Raw genomic sequence first — 25,083 nt, 5'->3', positions numbered from 1 at the left:
GAGACCGCACACCCGATCATGAAGATTGCGCGAAGAAACGGGGCAAATACTTGTTTCGAAAGCCCCAAGTCGAACTACCTAGTGGTGAGACACTTGCGAATCGCTCCGAGGCGCGGCGATGGATTTTTGGAACGCGGTTGGTGAACTGAGCGGCTGGCCGCTGGTCTTCCTGTTCATCGCCCTGCTCGTGGCGTTCGCGTTCGAGTTCATCAACGGCTTCCACGACACCGCCAACGCCGTCACCACGGTCATTTACACCCACACGCTCTCGGCCACGCCCGCGGTGCTGTATTCGGGGGCGATGAACTTCCTCGGCGCGCTCGTCACGGTTCTGGCCGGCGGGGCGGCGGTGGCGTTCAGCATCGTGAACCTGCTGCCCGTCGATTTGCTCATCAAAGCCAACTCCAACGCCGCCCTCGTGATGGTCCTGGCGCTGCTCTTCGCCGGGGTGATGTGGAACCTCGGGACGTGGTACCTGGGCCTCCCGGTGTCGAGTTCGCACACGCTCATCGGTTCGATCCTCGGGGTCGGGGTGGCCAACAGCCTCTGGAAGGGCGAGGGCTTCAACGGGGTGAACTGGGCCAAGGCCGGCGAGGTCGGGGCGGGGTTGCTCCTGTCCCCGCTGTGCGGGTTCGTTGCGGCCGCGGTGCTGCTCCTGCTCATGCGGCGCACGCTGAAAGAGCCGAAGCTGTACGAACCGCCGCACGACGGCGACCGCCCGCCGCGGTGGGTGCGGGTGGTGCTGATTTGCACCTGCGGCGGGGTCAGTTTCGCTCACGGCTCGAACGACGGCCAAAAAGGGATGGGGCTGCTGCTGCTGGTGCTGATCGGGTTCATGCCGGTCCACTACGCGCTCAACGTCAACGAACCCGAGAAGGCGCCGGCCCTCCTGAACGCCGTAAACGAGGTGCGTGCGGCGTACGCGAAGCACAACGTGCCGCTGCCGGACGCGCTGGATCGGAACCTCCGGTACGTTGCGGGCCACCTCGACGGGCTCGGCAGCCTCGACGAGTTGCGGAAGCGCGAGGAACAGGACAAGGACGGCCGACCGCAGAACGTGCGGTGGGAAGTGCGGCAGGCGCTGTTTCAGACGAATCACGAAATCAAGCGGGCGGTGGCCGGTGTCGGTGTTCCTGCGGAGTTCCGAACCGAACTGGAACAGGTCAGGAAGATGCGTATCGCGCCCGCGATCGAGTTCGTGCCGGTGTGGGTGGTCGTCGGCACCGCGCTGGCCCTCGGAATCGGGACGTGCGTCGGGTACAAGCGGATCGTGATAACAGTGGCGGAGAAGATCGGTAAAACGCACCTCACCTACGGCCAGGGGGCGGCGGCGGAGTCGGTGGCGGCGGCGACGATTCTGGCCGCAAGTTTCATCAAACTTCCGGTGAGCACGACGCAAGTGCTATCGAGCGGCATCGCGGGCACGATGGCCGCAAACGGGTCCGGGGTACAGGGCAGCACGTGTCGTAAGATCTTACTCGCGTGGGCCTTAACGCTGCCGGCGTGTATGCTGCTGGCCGGACTGCTGTTTGTGTTCGGCCGGCTCCTGGTCGGCTAACCCCGAGGAACTTGATCCTCATCCAGGAACCCATCTGCGGCGTCGGTTTTCGTGACGAGCCGCGACCGCTGGGAGGGGAGCCACGTATACCGCTCCCGGCGGTCGCGGCTCGTCACGAAAGCGGCAATAGTACCGGGTACGTGTGTCAGTCCCATCTGCGGATGAAATGTTCGCTCCGCAGCGGACATCTCACCCGTATCGAACACCGCATTCCCCTCACACCCGGTATTGACTCGTAGCGCGTCCCGCGCCGGATGTGCGCTCGGCCGCGCGATGTGAGCGGCCACGAAGCGGTTCCTCCGCTGCGCCTGTTCTTGAGGGCTGTAACCCACGGACCGCCGCAGGGACCGTATTCCGCGCGGGGGCGCCGCGGCGAAATGCGATAGAATAGGGTGCCCGCACTCTCCGCACACAGTCGCTCGGAACCGCGCATGGCAACGCGCCTCACTTGCCCTTGCGGGAACGTTTGGGAGCACCCGACCGGTGAGCCGGTCCCGGATGACCTGCGCACCATCTGCCCAGTCTGCACGTTCGCGAGCGAGAACACCCGCGAAAACGTCCGCCCGCCTGCGGCCGGACCGAGCCCGCCCCTTCCGTCGGGAGCCGATGCGGTGCCCGCCCGCGAGGCGCCACCCGCGATCGGGCCGGGGCGTGTCATTGCCGGCTACGAGATCATCGAGGAACTCAACCGCGGCGGCATGGGGGTCATCTATAAGGCCAAACAGCCCGGCGTGAACCGTCTGGTGGCCCTCAAAGTCATCTCCCCGGGAAAGCTCGACCAGCCCGGCTCCCGCACGCGGTTCAAGCGCGAGGTGCGCGCGTCCGGGCGCCTGAGCGACCCGTGCATCGTCACCGTGTTCCAGACCGAACTGGACGGCCAAATCCCGTTCGTGGCGATGGAGTACGTCCCCGGAATCGACCTGCTGCGGCTGGTGAAACAAACGGGGCCGCTCCCGGTGGTCGATGTGGTGTACTACGCCCGCCAGGTGGCCGAGGGGCTCCAGCACGCCCACGAGGTGAAGCTGGTCCACCGCGACATCAAGCCGTCGAACCTGATGATCAGCCCGTCGCCCCTGGCGCCGGCCGAGGGCCGCACCGGGCGGCTGCCGAAGGTGAAGATCCTCGACATGGGACTCGCGCGCGTGGTGGACGCGGACCACGTGGACCCCGAGACCGACGACCTCACGCAGCCGGGCGTGTTCGTGGGCACCCCGGACTACGTCGCGCCCGAGCAGGCCGAGAACCCGCGGGCCGCGGACAGCCGCAGCGACCTGTACTCGCTGGGCGGGGCCATGTACTTCTGCCTCACCGGCGAGGTGCCGTTCCCGGGCAAGACGCTGGCGGCGAAGCTCCGCAAGCAGCTCACCGAGCCGCCGCCGTCCGCCGCCGCCAAGCGGTCCGACGTGCCCGTCGCCGTGGACGCCGTCATCCGCAAGCTGATGTCCCTGGACCCGAAGGACCGGTACCAGACGCCCGCGGAACTGGCGGCCGTGCTCGACGACATCCTGAAAGCGGCCCCGGCGAAAACCGGCACCCGGACCGCCCCGGTGGTGGCGTCGGTGTACGCGAAGGGGCACGACGCCGCGATCGGCGCGATGGCCGCGGCCCCGGACGGGTCGTTCCTGCTCACCGGGGCCGACGGGGCGCTGAAGCTGTGGCACCCCGCGACGCTGAAGGAGCAAAAGGCGATCGTCGGCGACCTCGGGCCGGTCGAGCACCTGGCGATCGCGCCGAGCGGCAAGTGGGTGGCGACGTGCGCCATCCGGCTGAGCGCGTCGGACATGGGGGTCCAGTTGTGGGACCTGAGCACCGGCAACCAGGGGCGCCCGCTCCGCGGCCCGACGGACAACATCCACGGGGTCGGCGTGTCGCCGGACGGGCAGGGGATCGCGGCCGGGTCCGCGGACAGGATGGTGTGGCTGTGGCTCCGCGAGGCCGGCCGGCCCACCTCGGCGGTGTGCGTCAAGGGCCACACGGCGGCGGTCACCGCGGTCGCGTTCGTGACCGGCGACTCGCTCCTCTCGGCCGGCGCCGACGGCACCGTGCGGCAGTGGGACCTGAAAACGGGCAAGTCGAAGGGGGTGCTCCCGGCCCAGGTGGGGGCGATCGGGTCGATGTCGTACGCCGCGAAGCGGGTGGCGGTGGCCGGGCGCGAGGGGCTGGCCGTTCGGCACCCCAGCTCGGGCGCGTTCACGAAGCTGAGCGGGCACGACGGCGCCGTCGTGTGTTGCTCGCTCAGCCCGGACGGCAAGCTGCTGGCGAGCGGGGGCGCGGACGCCACCGTGCGCGTCTACCGTGCCGAAGACGGGCTCCCGCTGGCGGCGTTCGTGGGCCACGACCGGCCGGTGCGGGCGGTCGCGTTCGCGCCGGCCGGTGACGTGGTGTATTCGGGCGACGAGGGGGGCACGCTCCGCCGGTGGCCCGCCCCGAAACAGAAGTGAGAACGGAACCACGAGTAAGGAAGAACCACCACCTTGTGTGGGGCCGCGGAGAGACATGCGATGACCGGCGTGACGAATGTTGAGCCAACGGACGACCCGCTGACGTGTCTGCGGCCGGCGCCGTGCGGGGACCCGCCCACGCGCGATTACGACGAGCTGGCTCGCGAACTCGAGGAGGCCGGTAAACAGTTCCCGCCCCCGGAGCGGGGGGATGAGGTTCCTGATGCACGCTGGTTCGAGGCGAACGCGCAGGCGCTGTACCAACAATACAAAGGAATGCACGTTGCCATTCTGAACGGCGCCGTCATCGGCGCAGGGTTGGACGAACTGGAACTACGACTCGATGTGTCCCGGAAGTACCACATCCACCCGGATCGCGCGCTGGTAGTCCACCTCTTTTCCGCCCTTTGGTAGGCGCCTGTGCCCACCGTTACAATCAGCGTCGAAGACGTGGGCGGGATCGGAATGCCGGCCGGCGGGGGAACGTTTTACCTGCCGAAGCGAGAACTCCGCGTTTGGGGGTATTTCGGCACCGAACTCCGGATGCGGCGGGCGGTCTTCGATACCGGGGCGCCGGCCTGCGTTCTACCTCATCGTGTGTGGTCCCGACTCGCTCTGCGCGGTGACATTACCTGGATCAGTTCCGGTGCGGCCGGACCGTTCATACGGGTGTTCGGTGGGAGCTATCCGTTCCGCCTTGGCCGCGTGCGGTTGAAGCTGATCGACCTCAGCAACGAACTCACCCCGAGCGACGTGACCGCAATTTGTACGGATGACCCGCAAACGGCCCCGGCGCACTTGCAACTACCGATTCTCATCGGGCTGGCCGACGTGATGCGTGGGCGCGTACTGCGGGTCGAAGCGGCTGCCGACGGTCAAGTATGGTCCGCAACCCTTGGCGAGCAATGAGGGCGCCCCGCCGCTCACCCGAAGGCGGTTGCGGCCCGGTACACCAGTGCCAGTGCGCCGTCCTCGCGCACGCGCGCCGCGAACGTCCGGACCAGCGGCTCGCCATCGACCGCACACGCCGCGACCAGCTCGTTCGGATCGATGCGCTCGGCGAGCAGGAACTGGAGCACCTCGGGGCGGGCCTGTGCGTACAGGACCCGCAGCGCGGGCGCGAGCCGCGCCCGCACCAGCCCCCGCACCAGTTCGGGCGGGAACTCGTCCCACGGCCCCCCTTCGTCCCGGTGGGCCTCAAGCATCTGCGCGAACACGGCCAGTAAAGGCGTTTCCTGGCCGCTCACTTGGTCGCACTTCCGCAGCGCTTCGGCCGGTGCCGCCCGCGCCCACTCCGCGACCGCCCGCAGCGGCCCGCGCCGGCCCGGCCCCCAGCCGAACGCCACCGCCCGCCGGATCGGCTCCGGAACCAACAGCGAACGGGTCCACAGCTCGGCTAACGTCCAGTCGCGGTCGATCCGGTCGAACGCCTCCGGGTGGCGCAGCTCGAGGTGCTTTAAGTTGGCCAAGAGGGGCGTACATTGCAGCGCGACGGAGGGCTGCCGGCACGCGATGCGGCCGATCACGTTCGCGAGGTAGTCCAGCCAGAGCACCTCGTCCAGGTCGCGCACCCGCCGGGCGAGCGCTTCGAGGTCCAGTTCGATCTTCGTCCAGCACTCGTGCGCCGCGGCGGCGTCCAGCCGCAACCCCGCGAGGGCGAGGAGCGCCGGCCCGTGCGCCCCGGGGTGGTCGAGCAGAGCCGCGTACGGACCGTAAAGGGCGTCGGAGGTGGTCGCCAGCTCGCGCCGGTACAGTTCGACCGCCGGACCGCCCAGTCCGGCGCGCGTCAGCGCTAGCGCCAGCCAGTCGTGTCGCGTGCGGTCGGCGTCGAGCGCGGGCCGGAGCGCGAGCAGCCAGTACAAGCGGAGCGGCACGTCGGCACGGTTGGAACCTTCGCGTTCGACCGCCAGCAGAGCCGCGTAGGCGTCCGCGAAGGCGCCCCGCCCGGCGTCCGCCCACGCCGCGGCGATCGGGTCGGCCGGCGGGCGCCCGGCCCCGGGGCGCGCGACGGGGTTGGGTGCCGCCGGCGCGGCCTCCGGAACCGGGGCCGAAAACGTGACGGCCGGGAACGGGGGAGCCACGTCCGGGTCGTGCGGCGGCGCGTCCCGGTACCAGCGGCTCATTTCGATCGCCGCCTCGTAGGCTTCGCGGATGCGGCGGAACTCGTCCGGCGCGTGGTCCGGCTTGTACCTGCGGATCAGCCGCGTGTACGCGCGCTTGAGGTCGGCCTCGCTCACCGACCGCGGCACCCCGAGCAGGGCGAACGGGTCAGAGGGCCAGTCTCGCGGGTCGTCGGGCAGCGGCGGTGCGTCCATCGGGCGGGCCGTTACGGTGAGGGTGGCTAACGAGGAACGGTGTATTCGCCGGGGGTAGACGGCTTCCCGGCCTTGACCCAGTCGGTGTATCGGGCCGGGCGCGCGCCGCCCCCACGGTCGTACTGCTGGCACTCGGTAACCAGAACCAAGTCCAGCCGCACCCGCTCCCCGACCGGCTCGGTCGTGCCCGGCCGGGTCTGTAGCCACCTCTCGTAAGCGGGCGGGCGGCGGGCGGGGCGGCCGGCGGTCAGCTCTTGCTCGTACCGTATGCACGCGATCCGGTCCGCGGGCGTAAGGTCCGGATCTTGGAGCGCGGGACCGCGGGGCTCCGCGGCCCATTCGCCATCGGCCGACGGCTTGGATTCGACCGCCGGTCCAGTATCTCGTTGCCCGGAAGGCAGCTTCCAGTTCCGCCCGCGCGCCTCCCCTCGATCCGGCGCTGTTGATCCCCTTCGGGCGAGCTCCGAGAGCGCTCGGCGCAACTCGGCTCCGGGGTCGGGAACCGGAGGATGGCTTGTGCGCCCATCGTTAGGGCGTCTGATTGCATTAACGGCAACTGAGGCCATTATTGCTAAAAATATAAGAACAAAATTCTGTCCAAATTGCTCGCCTCTTGCTCTCCTCGACGTTCTTGGTTTACTCGGCTCGCTCGCTTCCGACTGGCGCAAGCGGCGCGTGAAATCCGCAATGCCGTCTTCCACAGGCGGCGCCTGCGCGCCTGCAACCAGCGCGGCGGGGTCGAACGTCGGGTCGAGGGCGGTCCGCAGCCGGGGCTCGAGCGCGACCAGGGCCGGGGCGTCGCGCTGCACCACCAGCAGCGCCGACCGCCACCGGTCAATGCCGTCGGCGTGGGCGAGGAGCCACTGCGCGCGTCGGATCGCCCGCGCTCGCGGCGGCAGCACGAACAACGTGCGGAACTGCTCGGCCAGTTCCTCCGCAACGGGGTCGCCGAGCGCGGCGGGGGCCGCGTCCAGCCCCGGTTCGAGTTCGCGCAGCCGCACCGGGTTCGCGCCGCGGTGCGAGAGGCGGTCCCAGTCTAAAAGCCGCTCGGCGGGGGACAACGACCAGAACCGCCCCGCGAACGCTTCCACATCCGCATCGAGAGCCGTCTCGCGTCCGTTCTCCAGCCCGGTCGGGAGCTCGGCACCGGCGAGTTCACCGGCCGCCAGTGCCTGCACGGGCATGGGCACCAGGTCCGCCGGCAGGCTGCGCAGAAACGCCGCCGCCGCCTCGTCCGGGGGCGCGTCGGCGGGGATCCCGAACTGCTCGGCCCACCGGGCACGGGGGTCGGCGGTCATGGGGCGTCTCCGTTCGGTTCGTCTCCTTGCGGGTCGTACGCCGCGAGGAACCGTTCCAGCTCTTCGCGGTGCTGGGCGATGACGGCCGGGTCCTGCTTCCCGAGGGCGGCCTCGAAGCCGTCGAGGAGCCGCCCGAGAGCGTCACGCAGTTCCGCCGGCAGCTCCTTGAACGCGCGCTCGGCGCGGAGCAGCACGAACCGGTTCACCTCCTCGTCGCGCGGGTGCGTCTTGAGCTTGGCCATCGCGGCCACGGCGGCCCGCACCTGCGCCTCCGTCATGCCCTGGGCGTGCCGCGCGATCACGTGCGAGGTCGTTTTCTTGGTGGCGACCACCGTGGCCTCGACCTCGAGCACGCCGTTCAGGTCGTAGGTGAACCGGATGTCCACCGGCTGGTGCGCCGGGCCGGGCGGGACGCCCCGCACCTCGAACTCGCCGAGCAGCAGGTTGTCGTCGGTGCGGCGCGACTCTCCTTGATACACGCGCACGTTGATCGACGTCTGGTTGGGGTGTGCGGTCGAGTACCGTTTCACGCGGCTCACCGGGATCGTCGTGTTGCGGTCGATCACGGGGTCGAAGTACCCGCTGCGGCTCTCCGGGCCGAGGTCCTTGCTCACCTCGACGCCGAGGGTGAACGGGGCCACGTCGGTGACCACCAGCTCCTCGACCGCGGCGGCGCGGCCGACCAGCCCGGCCTGGACCGCCGCCCCGAGCGCGACCACCTCGTCCGGGTTGAGGCGGCGGCGGGGCTCCTTCCCGAGCAGCTCGGTGACGCGGCTCACCACCAGCGGCATCCGGGTCGCGCCGCCGACCAGGATGACCTCGTCGATCTGGTCGCGGGTCAGCCGGGCGTCGCCCAGCACGCGCCGCACGGGCAGCTCGGCCCGGGCCAGCGTCGGCGACACCCACGCGTCGAGCTGCGCCCGCGTGACCGGCACCTCCGCGCACCCGGCGCCGAACTCCCCGTGCTCGTCGGGCACCCGAACGGTAACGGTTCCCTCGCGGCTGAGGGCGCACTTCGCCCGCTCGCACTGCTGGATCAGCCGCGACACGCGCTTGGGGGTGCGGGCCTCCGCCTGCTCGTAGGACACGCCCTGCGCGGCCAGGAGCCGCGCCGCCAGCGCCCGGGTGAAGTCCTCGCCGCCCAGCGCGCTCTCGCCGCTGGACGCCTTCACCTCGAGTGTGCCCTCGAACAGCTCCACCACCGACACGTCGAACGTTCCCCCGCCCAGGTCGAACACGAGCAGCTTCTTGTCGGCCCCCGCGTCGTGGAACCCGTAGGCGATGGCCGCGGCCGTCGGCTCGTTCAGGATGCGCTCGACGGCCCAGCCGGCGATCCGCCCCGCCGCGATGGTCGCCTTGCGCTGCCGGTCGTTGAAGTACGCCGGCACGGTGATGACCGCGCGCGACACCGGGCGCTTGAAGTACGCTTCGGCGTCGGCCTTGAGCGCCCGCAGGACCAGGCTCGACAGCTCTTCGGGGGTGAACTCGCGCCCGCCGGCGGTGAGCGTGCGGTCGGTGCCCATGTACCGCTTGAACAGGCTCGCGCAGCGGTCCGGCTTCAGCACTTGCAGCTCTTTGGCCGCGGCGCCGACCAGCACCGCGCCGCGCTCGTCCACGCCGACGACGGAGGGCGTGAGCCGGCCGCCGATCGCGTTCGGGATGATCTCGGGGCCGTCGTCGGTGAGGAACGCGGCGGCGGAGTTGGTGGTACCGAGGTCGATACCGATGACGGGGTCCATTCGCGGGCGTCCGTGGAGCGCAGAGCAGGGCGACCGGAAAGACCGCCGCACGCCGCCGGAGGTTCAGCTGCTGCGCTATCGTACCCGTTCGAGAACCGTCCGGGTAGTCACGGGAGACGCAGTTGTCTCAAGTCGGCACGTTGAACGTCGTAAAGTGGAAGGCACTGCGCGCGTCACGCGGCGGGCACCGCCGGCGGTCAGTCGCCGCCCCCACCACAGCCGCCCCCGCACCCACCGCCGCCGTCGCCCCCGCCACACCCCGACCCGCACCCGGAACTGCACCCGCTCGGCGACGCCTCACCGGTTTGCCGCGGGTACCACGCCTGGAGCGGCGCGACCGCGGTGCCCGCCAGTACCGCGGTCCCGAACAGCGCCACCGCCATCCCCACGTCGCCGGTGCTCTCCCACCGCGCCGCGGACTTCAGCGTCTCGTGGCGCGTCCTCTGTTTCGCAAGGACCGCCCGGCCGCGGTTGGTGAGGCGGAGCGAGCCGGACAGCAGGGTGGCCAGTCCCACCACCCCGCCGCCGACCGACACGATCACGAGGAAAAACACCGACCGGCCGGCCCAAACGGCGAAGACGAACTGCGGGAGCACGAGGCACAAATAGACCAGCGCGAACGGGAGCAGTGAGGCCAGCGCGATGCGAATCTTCCGCGCCACCGGGAGGGTGACGCCGTCGCGCGCGAGCCGCTCGGCCTCCTGAGCGAACGCGGCCCCTACGGCCAGTTCCACCGGCTTCAGGGCGGCCAGCTCGTTCGACACCGGCAGCGAACCGAGGACCGCGCGTTCCACCGCGCTCGCGTCCTCCGGCGGCGGGCCGACCGCGCGGAGCGTCTTGCCGTCCGGAGCGACTTCCGCCAGCCCGCGGCCGACGACCCGCGCGAGCGCCGCGGTCGTCAGACGCTCCGTACCGCCGCCGAGGTACGCGGTCTGCTCCCAGTTCAGCACGACGGCGTCGTCACCGGGCGTCGCGTTCGGGGTTCGCAGCACCGACCGGATCACCCGCCCCCCGCACACGGCCGCGACGAGCGACAGCACGAGAGGGAAGAGGATGTCGGCGCGTTTCAGCGCGAACGGGTTGAACGAGTCGTCGCACCCCGGCAGCAAGACCGCGACCAGCACGAACCCCGCGGCCAGACCGGCGGCCCGCTTGATGGGAGCCTTCGGGATGACCCAGTTCCGGGCGGTGTTGACGACGCGGTGCCGGGTGTCGTCGCCGAACCGCGCGTCGGCGTCGGGCCACACGTCCGCCGGCGGTGGGCGGCCGAACGCCTCTTCGTAAGCGCCGAGCGTGGCGGCGTACATCCGGAGGTGCTTCTCGCCCTCTGCCGGTCCGCCCGTCGTGGGCTCGTGGTGCAGCGGGCGGCCAATTAACTCGCCGCAGAGCCTCTGCCAGTAAGATTTTGTGTACGTGAGGTGCAGGTGCCACGCGGCGTCCACGTCCTCGGACGGGCACACCTTGAACCCGGCCGTGGCGGCCAGAAAAACGTACCGCTTGTACTCTTCGATGACGCGCTCGGCGTAGGAGCGCGACCAACCGTGCTCGCGGGCGAGTCGGGCGGCGAACGGTAGCGCGACCGCGCCGCCGTCGATGTCGAACGCGAGGAGCCGTCCGAGCAGTTCCGCCTCAGCCGGTACCAAAGGGCGAGACATGAGCGTGTCCCGAAGGAAGTAAGTGCGTTCTATCCACAGTGTACTTCGTTCGCGGACCTGGGGCGTTCAAGAAGAAGACAAGAAGAGGGGCAGCCGCAAGAACATAAGAAGACAAAGGCATAGAAAGAGGATTGGCCGCAAAAAAGCACAAAGGGCACAAAAGGAAACCGAAGACCAAGACAGAAGACGTGTTTTGAACTCACTCTTCTGCTTTGGTCTTCGGTTCCCTTTTGTGCCCTTTGTGCTTTTTTGCGGCCAATCACTCTTCTGAATTTACTTCGGCGCGTTGGCGGCGAGGGTGGCCTTCACGATCTCGACCAGCTTGTCGAACGCGGCCGGGTCGTGGATCGCGATCTCCGACAGCGACTTGCGGTCGAGCGCGATGTGCGACAGTTGCAGGCCGTGGATGAACTCGCTGTACCGCATGCCGCGCATCCGGCAGGCGGCGTTGATGCGGACGATCCAGATCCGCCGGTACTCGCGCTTCTTCGCCTTCCGGTCGCGGAACGCGTACGTGCGGGCGCGGAGCAGCGTGGTCTTCGCCATCCGGAACAGGTTGTGCCGGCCGAGGCGGAAGCCCTTCGTGAGTTTGCGGAGCCGCTTCTTGCGACGAGCGGTTGTAGCCTTACTACGAGCGCGAACCATGACCTACCCCTGGTGTAAGAATGTTGATGAGACAAGAGTGCGGGTGAGCAGCGACTCACAGAACGCCGAGGGCGATCTTGTACTTCTTCTGCACCCGGGGGCGGTCGCCGATGATCCCGGCCTTGCGGAGCTGGCGCTTCCGCTTGGTCTTGATGTGGGCGTTCAAGTGGCGCCGGCCGACCTTGCCGTACTTCAGCTTGCCGGTGGCGGTCACGCGGATCCGCTTCTTGACGCTCTTGTTCGTCTTGTTCTTGGTGGCCATGACTCGACAGCTCCGTGCTCGGGAGCGGGGCTCGGACGGCCCCGACTTGGTTCCCCGCGGCACTCGGTTAACGACCCTCACCGGCTCACCAAAGGTTGCGCGGTCCGAGGCCGGTCGTTCGCGTCGGCCGGGACGCCCGTCGTCTCGGCCGGAATTACTCGGAACTGCGATTGTAGGGAGTGTGACGCGGGGCGAAAAGGGGCCACTGGCGGCACCAATCGCGGCAGGTTACCATACGGAACGAAGCGACCCTCCCGCTCCGCCCGGAGATGCCCCGTGAGCCGATTCGCTGTCCTGCTCGCCGCGTTCGCCGTTGTCCCGTCCGGCACGGCCGCCCCGGTGCCCAAGCACCTGATGAGGACCCCGGAGCCCGTGTACTACTACCCGCTCGTGCCCGGCACGAAGTGGGTGTACAACGACCGCGCTCAGATCATCGACCGGGTGGAAGACTCGAAAGAGGTGCAAGGCGCCAAGGTGGTGACGGTCGTGGCCCCGAACGGGCAAGGCGTCAACGCCGTGGACGACGTGATGCAGGTGACCGACGGCGGCCTCGCCCGGCTGGGCTTGGGCGGCGGCGCGTTCAACGCGCCGCTCGTCTTTCTCCAGTCGCCGGTTCGGGTGGGCACCACCTGGGAGGTCAAAACCAGCGGTGCGGAGGGCACCGGAACCATCGCGGCGCTCGAGAAAATCACGGTCGCGGCCGGAACGTTCGACGCCGTCCGAGTCGATCTCGCGCAACCCCAGGCCAACGGGCAGCGGACCGTTTCCGCGTGGTACGCACCGAACGTCGGCCTCGTGCGGATGACCGACAACGGCAAGGACGTCTGGGTGCTCCAGTCGTTCACGCCCGGCAAACCGACCCAAAAGTGACGCGCCAGCGATAGCCTTTTCGGCCGTCCGTTCGCCGTTGTTCGGTGCGAGTATGGGCGGCTCTGGAGTTTAGATGCGGCGGATGCGGTAGATGGTGCCCTTGGTGCGCTCGCCCCCGGGCTCGCCGGCGCGTGCGAAATCGGGCGTCACGCTGTACCCGGCCTCTTCGAGCTTCCACCGGAACACGCGGGCCGGGAGCCGGTCCGGGTCGGCGATCAGGCACACGCCCCCGGGCGCGAGAACCGACTCCAGGAGGTGTACGAGCGGCTCCACCAGCCGCTCCTCGTACATCAGGTCCGACCCGATCACGACGCCGTACTTCTCGTCGTCGGGCGGGCAGCGGAAGTCAACGGGCCGCGTCGTGAACCCGCGGCTGAAGCCGTTCAACCGGGCGTTCCGCGCCGCGAACGTGAGGGCCGTTTCGTCCACGTCGGAGAACGTGACCTGGAGCCCCTTGGCCAGGCACGCCACCCCCGCCAGCCCCAGCCCGCACCCGATTTCCAGCACCTCGACGGGCTGCGGGTACGTGTCCCACGGCTCGCGCAGCACGGCCTTCGCGAGCATCCGCGCGCTGGGCCACAGCGTCGGCCAGTACGGGACGTAGTCGTCCGCCGCGTAGGCGGACCGGCACCACGGGTGGTCGAGCAGCTTGTCGCCCTCGGCGGGGCGGTCGATGCGGAACGTGTAGTCATCGACGAACACCGTTTCGCGAACGGTTTCGGCGACGGCTTCCGGCGGGGTGCAATGAAATCGCGGCGGCATCCCGGGTGATGTTATGGCGTCCACCGGGAGAAGCCAGGGCGCAAGACGGCGGCGAAGCTGCGGCCCCTCAGATCGATCGAGTTCGGGCCGGCCGGGCGCACACGTTCCGCACGAGGCCCGCGCGGGCCGAAACGAAACCACGACCGGCCGCCCGCCAAGCCACTCGGCGAGCCGTTGCACGTGCCAACCGCTCCGTTTACAATCACCAATCACTGCCTCGCGCCTCCCGCCACCCGCCTCCGCCACGGAGCACGTCATGCTGACCGTCTTCGGCAACCGCACCCGGTACTGCGACGGCCTGTCGCGCCGGTCGTTCCTCAAAGTCGGTGCGCTCGGCGTCGGCGGGCTGACGCTCCCGGACCTCATGCGGGCGGAGGCCAAAAGCGGCCGGACGTCGCACAAATCGGTCATCATGGTGTACCTGTCGGGCGGGATGGCGCACCAGGACACGTTCGACCTGAAGCCCAACGGCCCGGCAGAACTCAGGGGCGAGTTCAAGCCCATCGGCACGAACGTGACCGGCGTTCAGTTCGGCGAGCACGTGCCGAAGCTGGCGAAGTGCGCCGACAAGCTGGCGGTGATCCGCTCGCTGGTGGGCCAGCGGGACGAGCACAGCTCCTGGCAGAGCTACACGGCCACGACGATGGACGCCGCGCGGCGCGAGAACAAGCCGCACTTCGGCAGCGTGGTGGCCCGGATGCAGGGCCAGACCGACCCCACCGTGCCCGCGTTCGTGGACCTGTCGCCCACGATGCAGCACAAGCCGTACAACACCCCCGGCCCCGCGAACCTGGGCCGCAGCGCCGCGCCCGCGAAGGTGGACGGCGACGAACTGGCGGTGATGAAGAACCTCGCGGTCACCCCGGCCGAGCTCCAGGACCGGAAGGCCCTCCTCGAACGGGTGGACGCGTTCCGCAAGACCGCCGGCCAGAGCAACGCCGTCAGCGCCGACACGTTCCACGACCGGGCGTTCGACGTGCTCACGTCCAGCAAGCTGGTGGAAGCGCTGGACGTGACGAAGGAGAGCCCGAAGCTCCGCGAGCGGTACGGGAAGGGCTCGCCGCGGCACCTCGGCGACGGCGCCCCGCAGTGGAACGACCAGCTCCTGATGGCCCGCCGGCTCGTCGAAGCCGGGTGCCGCGTGGTCACGGTGGCTTACGGCTTCTGGGACACGCACGGGAACAACTTCAAGTACCTGAAGGACCACCTGCCGCTGTTCGACACCGGCGTCTCGGCGCTGGTGGAGGACATCTACACCCGCGGGCTCCAGGACGACGTGACGGTGTGCGTGTGGGGCGAGTTCGGCCGCACCCCGAAGATCAACAAGGACGCGGGCCGCGACCACTGGTCCCGGGTGAACTTCGCGCTCCTCTCGGGCGGCGGGATGAAAACCGGGCAGGTGATCGGCAGCACCGACAGCGCCGCTGGCGAGGCCAAGGACGACCCGATCCCGTACCCGAGCGTGCTGGCGAGCGTGTACAAGAATTTGGGCCTCGACCCGCACGCGATGGTGTACGATGTGTCGAACCGACCCAACCCCATTCTCCCGGGTGGTGTCCTTCCCATCGAAAAACTGTACTGATTCACGGCTCGGTTGTTGGTGTCTGCTTGTTTCTTGTGGCACAGACATTCCTGTCTGTGCAACCTCCGAGTGCTGCACAGACAGGAATGTCTGTGCCACAAGAAACAAGCACCACTGGCCGGATCGTGAATGAAAACGAGGACCGCCGCATGATGCGTGCCTTTTTGCTGGCGACCGTGGGCGCGAGTACGTGGGCGGTGGCGGCCCCGGTGCCGCCGCCGTCCGAAAAAGAGCTGATCGCCAAGCACTGGGGAAAACCCGAAGGCGAGGGCCAGTTCGAGTTAAAGGGCAAGCAGCTTACACTCCGCGCGACCGGGGACGGCCCCGCCGACATGCGCGTCACCCGCACCGTCCGCGGGGACTTCACGGCGCGTGTGACGCTGGCCGATGTCGCCACCCCCGCCAAGGGCGACGCCCGTCAGCCGCACTCTCACGCCGGTTTGTCCATCAAAGGCGGCGGTTACAGCCTCTCGCACTACCTGCTTCAGTTGTACAACCACGACAACAACGGGGAACTGTACGACACCCCGCAGCGGTCCGTATGGACGGACCGGTTCATTGACGCGCAGGGCGGTGGCGGGACCAGCTTGAAGGAGGTGGAGCAGGGGCAAACCGTTTACTTCGAGGTCACACGCAAAGACAAGACCGTCACCGTGTCGTACAGCTTCGACGGCAAGGACTGGGCCGCGCCGCAAGCGTTCGGCGAGAAGCTGGACTTCCCCGACGAGGTGACCGTTTCCGTGTACCTGAGTCACTGCACCTGCCAGAAACTGCACGCCACGTTCGACGGTTTCACGATCACGCCCCTCAAGAAGTGATCCGGAGGAGCGGTCACACTTCCAGATCCCACACCACCACGCGGCCGGCGTCCCCGGCCGCGGCGGCCCGCGTGCCGTCCGGCGAGACGGCGACCGCGCGCAACGGGCCGATCCCCCAATCGAACGACTTCTCCAACTCCCACGAGGTCGTCGAGTACACCCGTACCGCGCCTTCTTTGCTGGCGGTCAAGAGGGACCGCCCGTCCGGGCTGAACGCGGCGTCCATGAAGGGTTTGGCCGCCAACTGCACCCCGGCGATCTCGCGGCACTCCGGCACTTCACGAACGAACATCTCGCGCCCGGCGGAGTAAACCAAAAACCGCCCGTCCGGACTGAGCGCCAGCGCAAACGTCCCGCTCGACAGCGCCCGGTGCGATTCGCTCGCTCGCTCTTCGAGCGTGTCGGCTTCGAGCAAATAGAACCGCTTACACCCGACCGCGGCGAGCCACTTCCCGTCGGGCGACACCGCGAGCCGGTTAACGGCCCCGGACTCGAGCTCCACCTCGGCGCCCGCGGTTCCGGTGTTAAGGTCGTAGCGGCTCACGCGGTCGTTGCGCGTACCGGCGACGAACACGGTGCGCCCGTCCGGGGCCGGTGCGAACGACTGGCACCGGTCGCCGAACCGCCGAATTTCGCCCCCGGTGTTCCGGTCCAGTACCGCCAGCCCGCTCGGCCGACACAACACGCCGTCGGGAACGAACGCGAGCGACAACCCGACCGCCGAGTTCGTTTCCGCGGTCCAGAGCCGCGCGCCGGTAATCGGGTCGATGAGCTTGCACGCCAGATAGTATCCGCTCAGCGCGAGCGCGTTCCCGTCGGGGGCGAACGCGAGCGCGTCAACGGGCCGCGAGTGCCCTTTCCAGATCAGCATCCGCTCATGATATGTGCGACGGGCGGTCAGAGGTCAACGTCCCAAACGATCACCTGGCCGTCCTCATTACCGGCCGCGGCCAGCGCGCCGTCCGGCGAGAACGCCACCGAAACCAGCTTCCCGACCTTCCAGTCGTAGGTGCGGACCCGCTCGCATTTCTCCGCGTCCCAAAGGGTGACCGTGCCGTCGTTTCTGGCGCACGCGACCGTGCCGCCGGGGTGAACCGCGATACCGGTTACAAACGACCGTCCGGGGTGAACCAGCTCGCCCACGGGGGCGCCGGTGATCGCGTCGAACATCTGAACCGTGCGGCTATCGGTGCGAACCAGCAGCTTCACCCCGGCGGCGGTGAACGCGAGTTGTCGAACCGGGCTCGCCGAATCCATTGGAACGGACACCCGGAGTTCGCCGCCCGCGGCGTCGCGAACCTGAACGGACTGCTTCGGGTACGCGAGCCCTTCGTAAACGGAGAGCGCGAACCGGTTTCCAGTCGGAGCCAAAGCAACCGAGCCAAAATACGTGTCAGAGTTCCAGCGGTACTCGCGGTCACGAACCCACCGGACATTCATGTCCGGCACGCCCCAGCACGACAGGGCCGGGGCCACTCCCCCCCGCGCCACAATTACCCGGTCGTCAGCAGCGGCATTTTCGTTCCCCCCCTTCGTTTGCGACACTTCAACGGGTTCTCTTCCCGGAGGCAGTGCGAACAGCCGATCGCACTCGAAATTGGAGACGAAAAGGTACGTACCGCCGAGCAAAAACGAGCAGTACCGAAACGCATCCAGTTCGAACGCGATTCTCCACACACGTGCCCCGGTGCTCGCGTCCCACGCTTCCGCGCCGCCAGCCGCAGTGAACTGACTGTAAGCCGCCACAACCAAGCCGCCGGGGCCGATTGTGAGTCGGTCCAGCGGGCGCGAGGTGAAACTCTGAATAATGCGCACGACGGCTCTTCCGGTTCCGACCTCGGGTCACACCGAATCCAGTGGTTTCCAGTTGGCGTGCCCCGCACAGGCCTTTGAGTGTGGTCCGCTCACTCCGTGAGCGGTCGCTCCGGGTACCGGATGGGCGCGGCGCGCAACGACGGGGCGGCAATCCCGTGGGGCTAGTCGGACGCGCGGGCCGACCGCTCACGGAGTGAGCGGACCACACTCAAAGGCCCGTGCGGGGCACGCCAACTGGAAACGACCGGAATCCGGTTGAAGCGTAACGGCTTTCTGTAGCCGGCCTCGGTGAGGCCGGTGCGACACCACCCGTCTACCACCGGCCTCTGTGAGGCCGGCTACAGAATACAGGCCGGGATACCGGTTCCGACCTCGGGTCACACATCCACGTCCCACACCATGACGGTTCCGGCGTCGCTGATCACCGCCGCCCGGGTCCCGTCAGCACTGAAGCACACCGCCCGCAACGGCCCGATCTTCCAGTCGAACGCCCCGACGGCCTTCCACGACTGCGTGTCGTAAAGCGTTACGGCCCCGCTCTCGCTTGCTGCCGCCAGAACCGTGCCCGCGGGGTTAAACGTCACAGCGGTCACCTCCGGCGGCGACTTCGGCTTTCTGGCCTTCTTCGCGGTAGCTTTTGCCGCGACCTTTTTCGCCGCGGGCTTCTTCAGCACGGTCACCTTCGCCCGCACCTTCACGCCCTCGGCCAGCGCCCGCAGTCGCACGTCGGGACCGTCCGGGTAGGCCATGTACCCGCCCGTGGGGTGGACGGCGAGCGCCAGACCGGCCTTATCGAGTAGCTTGTTCGCTTCGTCCGACTTGAGCGCGCGGTGAAACACAACCGAGCCGTCGGCCACCGAACGCACGGTGAGACCATCAAACGGTTCGCCGCGACCGAACTTGTACTCCAGAGTCACGAATACACCGCCCGAACCGCAAATGGCACCAAACCAGTAGTGCGACCCGAGCGGGCGGCGGTGCCGGCCAGTGCCTTCGGAGTACCGCGCCAGCGCCCACGCTTTGCGCACCTTGTTCTTGAGCTCCGGGGCGTAATCGTACCGCGTGAGCCACCCCTGCCCGTGGGACACCAAAAAGAACCCGCCGGTCGCGTCGAAATGTGCCCACGACGGGGCATCCTTGGGTAACCCCGCCCCCTTGGTCGTCCCGGTGGCGACGGTGAGTACGTCGGTGAAGCTGTTCCCGGACCGATAGAGGTACACGAGCGATCCGTCGGGGTTGAGCGCCACCCGCTCCAGCGCGCCCTCGTTCGTGACCGCCGGGCGGGGCGGCTGGTCGAGCCACCGCGGCCACACTTGAACGCGGTCCCCGACGGACGTAAGCAGAGCGGTACCGTCGGGCGAGAAGGCCAGCCGGGCCGGCCTCCGTGAGCCGCTCTCCGGTGTCAGATCGGATTTGAGTGTTAACATCGTTCTTTAAACGGTACCACGTCAGAGATCCACGTCCCAGACCACGACCTTGCCGGTGTCGCTCCCCACAGCCGCCAGCGCGCCGTCGGGCGAGAACGCGACCGACAGGGTACGCCCGATGTCCCACGCGAAGGTGCGAACGGCTTCCCAGGAGGCCGTGTCGTACAGCTTCACGGTGGCGTCGTTGCTCGTGGCCGCGAAGTACCGGCCCGACGGGTGAAACGCGATACCCGTAAAGTGCTTCCGGCTGTCGTTGGCGATCGTGCGCGGCGGGCGGGCGAGGTCGCCCCCGGGCCAGACCGCAAGTACCGCCTTCGCAGCCGCGATCAGCGTCCCGTCCGGCGCGGCCGCCAGGGTGCAGGCCGACGAGCCCCACACCGTTTTCGCGACCACCCCACCGGTTGCCGCGGCGCGCACAGTCACGGCGGTGCGGTATTCGGGAAACTCGCCTTCCCACTCCGCAACCGCGAAGCGGTCGGTACCGGGAACCCAGGCCAGCCCCCAGTGCAGGTTCCCGTCGCCGGCCGGGTCGGTCGGCCAGTCCGTATCGATCGCGTTGGAGACATCAGCATACCGCCGCAGGCGGGAACCGTTCCGCTCCAGATCGAACCGCCCGCTGAGCACCGCACCGCCGTCGGGTCCGAGCGCGAACCGATCGGCGTAAGTTAGGCGCTGGAACCGCGGGCGGAAGCCGCTGTCGTCGATGTCGTCGACCCGGAAGTCGTTACCGGCGAGCGCGAACAACCGCGGCAGGTGGGGATGAAAGGCGAGCTGGCGGACCGCACCGGTTCGGAGCCGGACCGGCAAGCGTCGGTCGTCGAACAGCGAGAACACAACGACCGCCCGGCCGCCGACGGCCAGGGTTCTCCCATCCGGGGAGAAGCACACCGACCCGGCCCCGTTTGCGCCCGCGTCGAGAACCCGCATCGCCACCCTCACCGGAGCCGCGCTCGACAGCCTGGAGCGCTCTTCGCCCTCACGGTAGCCTCGATGGCACCCGTTGCAAGGGAGCAGCGGCGGTTACTGTTCAACCGATTTGGTATCGGTGCCCTTCAAAGCCTCATACCGAATCCGGTTGAAGAGTAACGGCTTCCTGTAGCCGGCCTCTGTGAGGCCGGTGCGACACCACCCGTCTACCACCGGCCTCACACAGCGAATTTCAATCCTGGGACGCCGAAGTTGCGAATGGTCATGAAATCTGTGGGGATTGAGGCACTCTAACGCGGGCGAGATCAAGCCGGCCATCGAGCGCCCAAATAGCCCGCCGGCCCTCAGTTCCTAAGTGGTTGCCCGGATTCGGCTTCCCAGGATTGAAATTCGTTGACAGAGGCCGGCTACAGAATACGGCGTGCATACGGAACTGCCGGATTCGATGTCAGGCGCCCTCAACTATCAGGGGAAATGTAAAGGGATGCTGGTCGTCATTCGCCGAGCGGATCGACCTCGCCTTCGACATGGAATGTGAGCTCTTGCGAACCGTTCGCCGAAACGTAGAGGTGAAGCTCGCCGACGAACCGCCCAGGCTTCCGAAGCACCAGCTCACACTCGACCACGTGCTCAGCGCCCGGCGGTAGGTCCACCGGTAACGGCGTCAGTAAGCGGAACTGGCAATACGCTTGACTGGTTTCACACACCTCGCACGCCCCGACGATCCGCCCGGCGGTCGCGTGTGGGTTCCGTAAGGCGAATGACACGGTGCGGGCACCCATCGGGTACCGGAGCCCGACCCGCGTGGGCTGATCGACCACGACTCCTGGCGGGTGCGAGGCCCGCGGGTAGAACCAGACAGACAGCCCCAAACACGCGACCCCGACCAGCACGCAGACCCACATCGAAAGCAGGCGCATACGCGGTACCACCCAATTTCGGTCAAGTGACGGGAACGATTTCAGCCTCGGCGCGGGTCGCGAGTGCGGGGCAGGCGTCCGCCGCGCCACCGGTCAGGAACCCGCCCGGCACTGTGGGCGAAAACGCCCCGCCCCATCCGCGCACGGGCTCAAGAAGTGAAACGCCGCCCACGGTCACCGAAATCACCCGATCCGGGCCGGGCGGGCGGTGCGCAGCGAACCGACCCTCCGCGTTCTCGGCCGTCATGAACGTTCGCCCGCAGCCTTCCACCCAGGAGGCAGACGCTCGGGCGCCATTCGTCACGCTCCCTCCGGCAACCGGGCGCCCCAGCGCCAGATGCAGAACGCGACGACAATCGCGGCAACGCCTGCCGCCGCCAAAACCGCCCACGCATACGACCGAACGGGCTTCGCCAACTCGTCCTCATACGAAACCGGTATGCCATACGCTTTGGGAGTAAAATCGTCGTACCCAAGCGCCACCCGTCGGGCCTCTTCCATTTGGAACAGCCAGAGCAGTTGGGCGGTCCCGGCGATCCGAAACTCAACCGTCTGAGGCGCCTCCACGCTGTCAACGCGGTGCCCGTAATTGACAACAATCGACATATCAATATCCTTGCCCGCTTTTGCAGGATGAGGCATCACGTAATCAACCTTTCGGATCGCCCAGTGTTTGCTGGCGTCGAACGACACCGTCCCACGCATCCGCGGGTAGCCCTCTCCTTCAACGTATTTTCCTTCAGGAGCGTACTCGAACGACACGGTGGTCACCGAACCCGCGTCAGGCTCCGTCGCGGCCACGACCTTGAACGCGGGGTCCTCGATCCACTCCGTCATGCGGCGGCCCAGGAACATGAAACTGCTGTACGGCGAAGCCATAAACAGATCCATGTTAAGCTTCGCCGGCTTCGGAAGTTCGTCACTCATGGACGTGAGGATGTGTGCCCCAGAACCCTTGCGGACCTCGTAGAGCTTCTTCTTCGACCGGAGTAGGATCTTGGACACGGGTTCGGAGTCCTTCGGGTCGGTCGGCGCTTCCGTCGCGAGGCGGAACATGCCGTCTTGTAGGACGTACTCGCGGGGCCGCTTGTGGCCCGCAACGGTGACCGACCCTTTGAACGCGATCCCGCCGAACGACTGTTCAAGCTCCTTATGACCGCTGACCACTTTGTCGATCACCGCTTTGGTGTCTGAGTGGTCGGTTTGGGACCAGGATTTTGATGAGGAACACGCGAGCGCAACAACGACGATCGGCGCGAGCAACCTCTTCACGGCGGCACCTCAGTAGGAAACGGCCGGGCGCGACGCCCCCGGCCCGCGGAATCGATAGGGGACGCGCACCCGCACTCAACTCGTTATCCATTCGCACCGACGAGTACCGGGCGTGACAAGCACCCGGCATCAACGCAAGGTCCAATCAGAGATGCGAAATTACTAGCCTCCCAGAGGCCGCGTCAAGAAAAAATAAACCGCACTATTTAAAAATACTTAAATAATGATAGGCAATTTGTTATTCAAATCGGCCATTTGATTCAACACATTCGGGCTCAACATACTGCCCCTCGGGGGCAGTATGTTGAGCCCGCCGCTCTGTCCTCAAACCGCTTCCCGAAACCCGCGGTGCCATCTGCCGAAGAGGCCGGTGCGCGCGAGGTGCTCGGCACGGGCTGAGCGTCCGGACGGGTCTGCGAGCGCCCGCGGGAGCGCGACCGCACCCGGTTGCGCGAGTTGTGCGGCTCGGCGTGTTCGACCGCGGTTGACCGTCGGTGATGGCCCACGGCACGTTCGGCAGTGCAGCGAAGGCGGCCGGCGCGGGCAACACGAAGCATCCGCAGAAGCGCCATCGCATGAGGTATCCCCGGTGCGCGGCGGCGGGAGCGGCAAAACTGTCTAAGCTGAACACAGCCGGCACGGCCGGGCAACACCGAACCTCCGAACGAAAGTGTCATGGCCGATCCGATCCGAATCGTCGCCCTACTGAGTGGCGGCGGAACGACCCTTCAGAACCTCATCGACCGCATCGCGGCCGGGACGCTGAACGCGCAGGTGGTGGGGGCCGTGTCGAGCCGGCCGGATGCGGTCGGCGTGACCCGGGCCGAACGCGCAGGGGTGCCGGTCCGCGTGGTGCGTGCGGCCCCGAAGCGCGCGAGCTTCGCGGACGAAGTGTGGTCCGCCGTTCGCCAGTTCGCGCCCGAACTGGTGTGCCTCGCGGGGTGGCTGCACCTGCTCGTGATTCCGGACGACTTCAAACACAAGGTGCTGAACATCCACCCGTCGCTGTTGCCCGCGTTCGGCGGAAAGGGAATGTACGGGCACCACGTCCACGAGGCGGTGTTGAACTACGGGGCCAAGGTGAGCGGTTGCACGGTCCATTTCGCCGACGACACCTACGACACCGGGCCGATTCTGGTGCAGCGGTGCGTGCCGGTGAACGACGCCGACACCCCGGACGCGCTCGCGGCGCGCGTGTTCGAGGCCGAGTGCGAGGCGTACCCCGAGGCGATCCGGCTGATCGCCGCGGGGCGCGTCGCGGTCCAGGGCCGGCGGGTCGTCGTCTCGGGGTAACGGTGCGGCGCCGGACCGCGCGCGCCGAACTGATGGTGACACCGCCGACCCGGGCGCGATACCATCCGCCGCCTTTGAGGGTTCGGAATGGCTCGAAAGCAGCGGAACCGTGCCGCGGACTACGCGGTGTACCTGGTCGTGCGGTTACTCGTCGCGGCGGTGCAGACGATGCCGCCGCGCTGGGCCTACGCGGTCGCGGACGCGCTCGCGTGGCTCCTGTACACGCTGGTCAAGAGCCGGCGCCGCATCGCGCTCGAAAACGTCCGCGCCGCGTTCCCCGAACTCGCGAACGACCCCGTAAAGGCCGACCGGCTCGTGCGCGCCATGTTCGGGCACTTCGCGCAGTCCGTTGTCGAGCTGATGCTGATCCCGCGCAAGTTGCACGTGGGGACGTGGCGCAAGCACCTTGCGCTCCCCGAAGGGAACCTCACGCTCCCGCACCTGCTCACCGGGCGGGCGGCGCTGATCGTGACCGCGCACTTCGGGAACTGGGAGATCGCCGGGTTCCACCTCGGGCTGTGCGGGTTCCGCACCCACGCCATCGCCCGCGCGCTCGACAACCCGTACCTCCAGCGGTTCGCGCTCCACTTCCGCCAGCGCACCGGACAAACCATCATCGACAAGAACGACGACTTCGAGTTCCTGACCGAGGTGCTGAAGGGGGGCGGGAAGGTGGCGACGCTCGCCGACCAGGACGCCGGCCCGCGCGGGGTGTTCGTGGACTTCTTCGGCCGCCCGGCGAGCACGCACAAGGCCGTCGCGCTGATGGCGATGCAGTTCGACGCCGTGATGGTGGTGATCGGCGTACCGCGGGTGCCCCGGACGGCGTACCCGCAGCGGCCGGACTTCGACCCGACGGACCCGCTCGCGCCGCTGTTCTACGCGGTGCGGGTGGCGGACGTCATCGACCCGCGCGAGTACGCGAGCGACCCGAACGCGGTAAAGCACATGACTCAGCGGTACAGCGCCGCACTCGAAGCGCTCATCCGCGAGTACCCGGAGCAGTACTTCTGGCTCCACCGGCGGTGGAAGCACCAGCCGAAGGCAAAGGGCGCGAAAGCGGCGTAACGGGCCGAGGGGCCGCGGCCTTCAAGTCCGCGTTCGTAGCGAAGTGGCACGACCGGCCGGGGAGCGGATGCGGCGCTGTAACGGGGGTTACAGTGCGATACCGGCGGATGGGGTACCGACTGGACTCCTGCTACCACTCGACTACCCACGAACTGGCAATTTGCTGGGTGGTTGCTACCACCGAATTACTCGCCTCTTCGAGACGAGTCACTGGAAGCCGGTGCCCGACAGCTTTGCCGCAACACGTGATTACGGTATCACTTGCGGCCAATCCACTCGCGCGAACAGTTCCACTTCCAGGTGCGAGTAACGGGGTCAGTCGCTTCACTCGGTGCCGCGCGGACTTCCAGAAGTGCCGCGCGAGGAATTAGGGACCAGCGATGTCAATTATCCGATCAACAACGGCTCGGTGGTGC

General features: G+C 67.9%; 22 protein-coding genes. 9 read left to right on the top strand and 13 right to left on the bottom strand.

What is annotated here, in order from left to right:
* Positions 1-118: 118 nt before the first annotated feature.
* The 4 genes from R5W23_RS26500 (at position 119) to R5W23_RS26485 (ending at position 4,908) form a co-directional block, all read left to right on the top strand.
* Positions 119-1,558 (top strand): inorganic phosphate transporter, encoded by a 1,440-nt coding sequence (locus tag R5W23_RS26500; RefSeq protein ID WP_320688966.1) that lies wholly within the window; start codon positions 119-121, stop codon positions 1,556-1,558.
* A gap of 431 nt (positions 1,559-1,989) precedes the next feature.
* Positions 1,990-3,999, top strand: coding sequence for a WD40 repeat domain-containing serine/threonine protein kinase (locus R5W23_RS26495; RefSeq protein ID WP_320688965.1), 2,010 nt, complete (start codon positions 1,990-1,992; stop codon positions 3,997-3,999).
* Between the two features lie 60 nt (positions 4,000-4,059).
* A complete protein-coding gene (locus R5W23_RS26490) occupies positions 4,060-4,413 on the top strand; it encodes a hypothetical protein (RefSeq protein WP_261190229.1) in 354 nt (117 codons plus the stop codon).
* 6 nt (positions 4,414-4,419) lie between these two features.
* On the top strand, positions 4,420-4,908 hold the full coding sequence (locus R5W23_RS26485) for a hypothetical protein (RefSeq protein WP_320688964.1): 489 nt from the start codon (positions 4,420-4,422) through the stop codon (positions 4,906-4,908).
* Positions 4,909-4,922: 14 nt separating this feature from the next.
* Here the strand turns inward: R5W23_RS26485 and R5W23_RS26480 are convergent, their stop codons facing one another.
* The 6 genes from R5W23_RS26480 to rpmI all read right to left on the bottom strand — a co-directional run bounded on the left by R5W23_RS26480 (position 4,923) and on the right by rpmI (position 11,913).
* Complete coding sequence (locus tag R5W23_RS26480) at positions 4,923-6,314, bottom strand: J domain-containing protein (RefSeq protein ID WP_320688963.1); 1,392 nt, start codon at positions 6,312-6,314, stop codon at positions 4,923-4,925.
* 26 nt (positions 6,315-6,340) lie between these two features.
* Positions 6,341-7,612: a hypothetical protein gene (locus tag R5W23_RS26475; RefSeq protein WP_320688962.1), complete on the bottom strand. Its 1,272-nt coding sequence runs from the start codon at positions 7,610-7,612 to the stop codon at positions 6,341-6,343.
* A complete protein-coding gene (locus tag R5W23_RS26470) occupies positions 7,609-9,351 on the bottom strand; it encodes an Hsp70 family protein (protein WP_261190233.1) in 1,743 nt (580 codons plus the stop codon). The genes R5W23_RS26475 and R5W23_RS26470 overlap by 4 nt, the downstream gene beginning before the upstream one ends.
* Positions 9,352-9,548: 197 nt before the next feature.
* Positions 9,549-11,006, bottom strand: a complete 1,458-nt coding sequence (locus R5W23_RS26465; protein WP_320688961.1) for a TIGR04222 domain-containing membrane protein — start codon at positions 11,004-11,006, stop codon at positions 9,549-9,551.
* A gap of 273 nt (positions 11,007-11,279) precedes the next feature.
* Positions 11,280-11,651: a 50S ribosomal protein L20 gene (rplT, locus tag R5W23_RS26460; RefSeq protein WP_010044580.1), complete on the bottom strand. Its 372-nt coding sequence runs from the start codon at positions 11,649-11,651 to the stop codon at positions 11,280-11,282.
* A 55-nt stretch (positions 11,652-11,706) separates the two neighbouring features.
* The gene (rpmI, locus tag R5W23_RS26455) at positions 11,707-11,913 is read right to left on the bottom strand and encodes a 50S ribosomal protein L35 (protein WP_010044582.1); all 207 of its coding nucleotides are present in this window, start codon (positions 11,911-11,913) and stop codon (positions 11,707-11,709) included.
* 276 nt (positions 11,914-12,189) lie between these two features.
* Here rpmI and R5W23_RS26450 point away from each other — a divergent pair, with 276 nt between their 5' ends.
* Positions 12,190-12,783, top strand: a complete 594-nt coding sequence (locus tag R5W23_RS26450; RefSeq protein ID WP_320688960.1) for a hypothetical protein — start codon at positions 12,190-12,192, stop codon at positions 12,781-12,783.
* Positions 12,784-12,852: 69 nt separating this feature from the next.
* Here the strand turns inward: R5W23_RS26450 and R5W23_RS26445 are convergent, their stop codons facing one another.
* Positions 12,853-13,545: a class I SAM-dependent methyltransferase gene (locus R5W23_RS26445; protein WP_010044589.1), complete on the bottom strand. Its 693-nt coding sequence runs from the start codon at positions 13,543-13,545 to the stop codon at positions 12,853-12,855.
* Positions 13,546-13,801: 256 nt separating this feature from the next.
* Between R5W23_RS26445 and R5W23_RS26440 the strand changes: the two genes are divergently transcribed.
* Entirely contained in the window at positions 13,802-15,127 is a 1,326-nt protein-coding gene (locus tag R5W23_RS26440; protein ID WP_261190237.1) for a DUF1501 domain-containing protein, read from the top strand.
* 149 nt (positions 15,128-15,276) lie between these two features.
* Positions 15,277-15,945, top strand: coding sequence for a DUF1349 domain-containing protein (locus R5W23_RS26435; protein ID WP_320688959.1), 669 nt, complete (start codon positions 15,277-15,279; stop codon positions 15,943-15,945).
* Between the two features lie 13 nt (positions 15,946-15,958).
* Here the strand turns inward: R5W23_RS26435 and R5W23_RS26430 are convergent, their stop codons facing one another.
* The 6 genes from R5W23_RS26430 to R5W23_RS26405 form a co-directional block, all read right to left on the bottom strand.
* The gene (locus tag R5W23_RS26430; protein WP_320688958.1) at positions 15,959-16,816 is read right to left on the bottom strand and encodes a WD40 repeat domain-containing protein; all 858 of its coding nucleotides are present in this window, start codon (positions 16,814-16,816) and stop codon (positions 15,959-15,961) included.
* Positions 16,817-16,842: 26 nt separating this feature from the next.
* Positions 16,843-17,436: a WD40 repeat domain-containing protein gene (locus tag R5W23_RS26425; RefSeq protein ID WP_320688957.1), complete on the bottom strand. Its 594-nt coding sequence runs from the start codon at positions 17,434-17,436 to the stop codon at positions 16,843-16,845.
* A gap of 701 nt (positions 17,437-18,137) precedes the next feature.
* Positions 18,138-19,187, bottom strand: a complete 1,050-nt coding sequence (locus tag R5W23_RS26420; protein ID WP_320688956.1) for a WD40 repeat domain-containing protein — start codon at positions 19,185-19,187, stop codon at positions 18,138-18,140.
* Positions 19,188-19,208: 21 nt separating this feature from the next.
* Positions 19,209-20,114 (bottom strand): WD40 repeat domain-containing protein, encoded by a 906-nt coding sequence (locus R5W23_RS26415; RefSeq protein ID WP_320688955.1) that lies wholly within the window; start codon positions 20,112-20,114, stop codon positions 19,209-19,211.
* Between the two features lie 494 nt (positions 20,115-20,608).
* On the bottom strand, positions 20,609-21,034 hold the full coding sequence (locus tag R5W23_RS26410) for a hypothetical protein (protein ID WP_320688954.1): 426 nt from the start codon (positions 21,032-21,034) through the stop codon (positions 20,609-20,611).
* Positions 21,035-21,334: 300 nt separating this feature from the next.
* Entirely contained in the window at positions 21,335-22,306 is a 972-nt protein-coding gene (locus tag R5W23_RS26405) for a hypothetical protein (protein WP_320688953.1), read from the bottom strand.
* 675 nt (positions 22,307-22,981) lie between these two features.
* On the opposite strand from R5W23_RS26405, the gene purN reads away from it, so the two are divergent.
* Entirely contained in the window at positions 22,982-23,599 is a 618-nt protein-coding gene (gene purN, locus R5W23_RS26400; protein WP_320688952.1) for a phosphoribosylglycinamide formyltransferase, read from the top strand.
* A gap of 87 nt (positions 23,600-23,686) precedes the next feature.
* Entirely contained in the window at positions 23,687-24,667 is a 981-nt protein-coding gene (locus R5W23_RS26395) for a lysophospholipid acyltransferase family protein (RefSeq protein ID WP_320688951.1), read from the top strand.
* The last annotated feature ends 416 nt before the right edge of the window (positions 24,668-25,083 follow it).

Origin of the sequence: Gemmata algarum, from assembly GCF_034097035.1 — a bacterium.
Taxonomy (GTDB): Bacteria; Planctomycetota; Planctomycetia; order Gemmatales; family Gemmataceae; genus Gemmata; species Gemmata algarum.
This window is presented reverse-complemented; position numbering and strand designations above follow the sequence as displayed.